This window comes from Curtobacterium sp. B8, assembly GCF_000333315.1.
Taxonomy (GTDB): Bacteria; Actinomycetota; Actinomycetes; order Actinomycetales; family Microbacteriaceae; genus Curtobacterium; species Curtobacterium luteum.
The window spans coordinates 1-3,550 of the sequence record NZ_BACW01000597.1 but is presented as its reverse complement, the minus strand read 5'-3'; the positions used below and the strand labels follow the sequence as shown (position 1 = coordinate 3,550).

The 3,550-nt window shown below is 66.5% G+C and carries 2 protein-coding genes and 1 pseudogene; 2 read left to right on the top strand and 1 reads right to left on the bottom strand.

The annotated features are described in order from the left end of the window. The gene (locus I59_RS16165) at positions 1–582 is read right to left on the bottom strand and encodes a PD40 domain-containing protein (RefSeq protein WP_022904763.1); all 582 of its coding nucleotides are present in this window, start codon (positions 580–582) and stop codon (positions 1–3) included. 317 nt (positions 583–899) lie between these two features. Here I59_RS16165 and I59_RS16160 point away from each other — a divergent pair, with 317 nt between their 5' ends. Together I59_RS16160 and I59_RS16155 are read left to right on the top strand one after the other, a co-directional pair. Then, positions 900–2,663 (top strand): ABC transporter family substrate-binding protein, encoded by a 1,764-nt coding sequence (locus I59_RS16160; RefSeq protein ID WP_022904762.1) that lies wholly within the window; start codon positions 900–902, stop codon positions 2,661–2,663. A 239-nt stretch (positions 2,664–2,902) separates the two neighbouring features. Beyond that, positions 2,903–3,550, top strand: a pseudogene (locus I59_RS16155) (ABC transporter permease); the annotation flags it as partial.

The window sequence follows — 3,550 nt, the reverse complement described above, 5'->3', positions numbered from 1 at the left end:
TCAGGGCGTGTGCACCGGGGCGGCATCGCGGTCGGTGACGTCGACGACCACGACCTGCTGGAGCTTGTCGAGCAGGTACCCGGCGCCGTCGACGTGGAAGTCGAGCCGGGTCACGAGTCGCGGCGCCTCGGCGGACGGGGCCGGTCGGCGGTCGTCGTCGCCCGGGACGGCCGAGCCGTAGCGGCCGGGCTCCGGGAAGCGGGCGGTCACGGCGATGCGCGTCGAGTCGGGCGACCAGACGGGGGCGCCGGCGCCGAGCGGCAGCGCCGTGACGACCCGGGCCTCGCCGCCGTCGACCGGTGCGACGGCGACCTGGGGCCGCTCGGCGCCGTGCTCGTCCGCCACGACGCGGAGGAACGCGAGGGTCCGGCCGTCGGGGGAGAGGACGGGCGCCGAGTCCCGGTCACCGGCGGTCCAGCGGATGGGCCCCGACCCGGTCACCTGCTCGACGGTGGTGCGGTAGCGGTCGCCGTCGAGATCCGGGCGGGACACCGAGACGAAGGCCGAGCCACCGTTCCGCGGGTCACCGGAGACGGTCGGGGAGGAGGGGACGTGGAGGTGGTGGATGTCGTTGGCGAGCACCCTGCCACGCTACGACCCGGACGCCGGACCATGCGGGCAACTGGCCGCCGAGCGTTCCCCGAGCGTTCATCGCTTCCGTGGCTGTTCGCAAGACTGTTCGGTAACGCGTGCGACGTCAAGCCTCCCTGTTGCGCATCGGGCCCGCCGGGCGCAAGTATCCGCAGTCTCACGCAACGATCCACTGCACACGTTTCCGGTGTGTAACAAGTTCTCCCGAGATTTTGAGGGGTCTCCGACGGCCACCTAGGGTTCTTGCGAACGCGGCGTGGAGCCTGCCTCCCTCGTGTTCGGTCACATTCCATCAGGAGGATCACAGAGTGAACATCACCAAGAAGCGAGGGCGCCAGCTGCTCGGCGCCGTCGCCCTGGCCGGGGCGGCTGCGATCGCCCTCGCCGGTTGCACCACTTCTCCCAGTGCCAATGAGTCGGGTTCGGCGTCGAACAAGACCATCACCGTCGCGCAGGTCAACGAAGTCACGTCGTTCAACTACAACACCCCCCAGGGCAACCTGGACATGAACGGCATGATCAACTACATGACCCAGCCGCAGTTCGTGACGCTGGGCTCGGACTACAAGATCACGCCGAACACCGACCTCGGCACCGTCGAGAAGCTCAGCGACGACCCCCTGACGGTCAAGTACACGCTGAACAAGGACGCGAAGTGGTCCGACGGCAAGTCCATCACCTCTGACGACCTCCTCCTGGGCTGGGCACAGGCGTCCGGCTACTACGACTCGGCCACGCAGGACGAGTCGACCGGCAAGGTCACGAGCGGGACGCAGTACTTCTCGCTCGCGTCGGCGTCCCCGTTCAAGACGGACTACCCGACGGACATCACCAAGGACTCCATCACCATCAAGTACAAGGAGCCCTACGTCGACTGGCAGCTGGTGAACCCCATCCAGTTCCCGGCGCACGTCGTGACGGAAGAGGCCGGCACCACGGTCGACGACCTCCTCACGGCGCTCAAGGACACCCCCGCCGGTGACCCCGCCAAGCCCGCCGCGGCGAACTCGGTCCTCAAGAAGGTCGCCGACTTCGTCAACACCGGCTACGACAAGACCAGCCTGCCGAGCGACAAGAAGCTCCTCGTCTCGGGTGGCCCGCTCATGGTCTCCGCCTGGACCCCGAAGCAGTCGATGACCCTCGTGCCGAACCCGGAGTACACCGGCGAGCACAAGGTCAAGTTCGGCAAGCTCGTCGTCCGCTTCATCGGTGACGCGAACGCCCAGGTGACCGCGCTCCAGAACGGCGAGGTCGACGCGATCCAGCCGCAGGCCTCGGCCGACACGGTGAAGGCGCTCGACGCCGCCTCCGGTGTGAAGACCATCGAGGGCTCGCAGGTCGCCTACGACCACCTCGACCTGAACTTCGGTTCGTCGGTCTTCAAGGACGAGAACGTCCGCAAGGCGTTCCTCCTCACCATCCCGCGTGAGCAGATCCTGAACTCGATCGTCACCCCGATCAACAAGGACGCCAAGGTCCTCGACTCGCAGCTCTACCTGCCGGGCCAGGACGGCTACGACGACACGGTCAAGAACAACGACTCGTCCGACTACAGCAAGGTCGACATCGCCGAGGCGAAGAAGCTCCTGAACGGCGCCACCCCGTCGATCAAGATCCTCTACAACACCGAGAACCCGAACCGCGTGGACACGTTCCAGGCGATCCAGGCCTCGGCCGCCAAGGCCGGCATCAAGGTCGTCGACGGCGGCTCGCCCGACTGGTCCTCGCTCCTCGCGGGTGGCGACTACGACGCCTCGATCTTCGGTTGGGTGAACCCGGGTGCCGGCAACGCCGCGATCCCGCAGCTCTTCCAGACGAACAACTCGGGCAACTACAACAAGTTCAACGACGCCACGGCCTCGAAGCTCGCTGTCGAGACCCAGAGCACGCTGGACGAGTCCAAGCTGAACGACATGAAGATGGAGATCGACAAGATCGCCTTCGACAAGGCGTACGGTCTGCCGCTGTTCCAGAGCCCCGGCCTCTTCGCCACCGGCTCGAACATCAAGGGCATCGAGTACTTCGGTGGCCAGACGGGCATCTTCTGGAACGTCTGGGACTGGACCAAGTGATCCTGACCGGTCGCTGATCAGCACCACGCACGAGGGGGCGCCGGACTCGACGAGTCCGGCGCCCTCCCGTGAGCCGGGACACCGACCGGCGTACACCCCCACGGCCGAGACCCGGCCCCACGCCGCTGAGCATGGTCGAAGACGACCCTGCCCGCGGGACCCAGTACCCTTGCTGCTCGGGCCGCCCGATCGGACGACCAGCAGCACGAACCACCACACCGGAGAGGCACCCATCGCCCATGGTGAGTTTCATCGCGAGACGGATCCTCGTCTCGGTCCTCATCCTCATCGCCGCGTCGTTCATCATGTACAACCTGGCGGCGATCGCGGGGAACCCCCTGCAGGACCTCCAACAGAGCAACTCGCCGAACCGTGAGCAGCTCATCGCCGCACGAGTCGCAGCGCAGCACCTCGACCTGATCCCGCCGCTCCGCTGGGGTCTGTGGATCAGCGGCGTCGGCAAGTGCGTCATCGGTCAGTGCGACCTCGGCGTGACGTTCCAGAACCAGCCGGTCGCCCAGCTGCTCCCGCAGGCCGTCGGGTCGACCATCCAGCTGGTGACGTTCTCGTTCGTCCTCGCCATCATCTTCGGCATCGGTCTCGGCGTCGTGACCGCGCTGCGCGTCTACTCGGGCTTCGACTACTCGATCACCCTGGTCAGCTTCTTCCTCTACTCGCTGCCGTCCTTCCTGATGGCCGTGCTCCTGAAGTCGTTTATCGCGCTCGACTACAACAACTTCCTCGTCGACCCGAGGATCCCGCCGGTCAACCTCGTCGTGATCGCCGTCGTCGTCGGTCTCGTCATCCAGTTGATCGTCGGCGGCATCCTGAAGCGTCGCCTGATCGTCTTCGCGGTCAGCGCGGTCGTGACCGCTGGCATGCTCCTG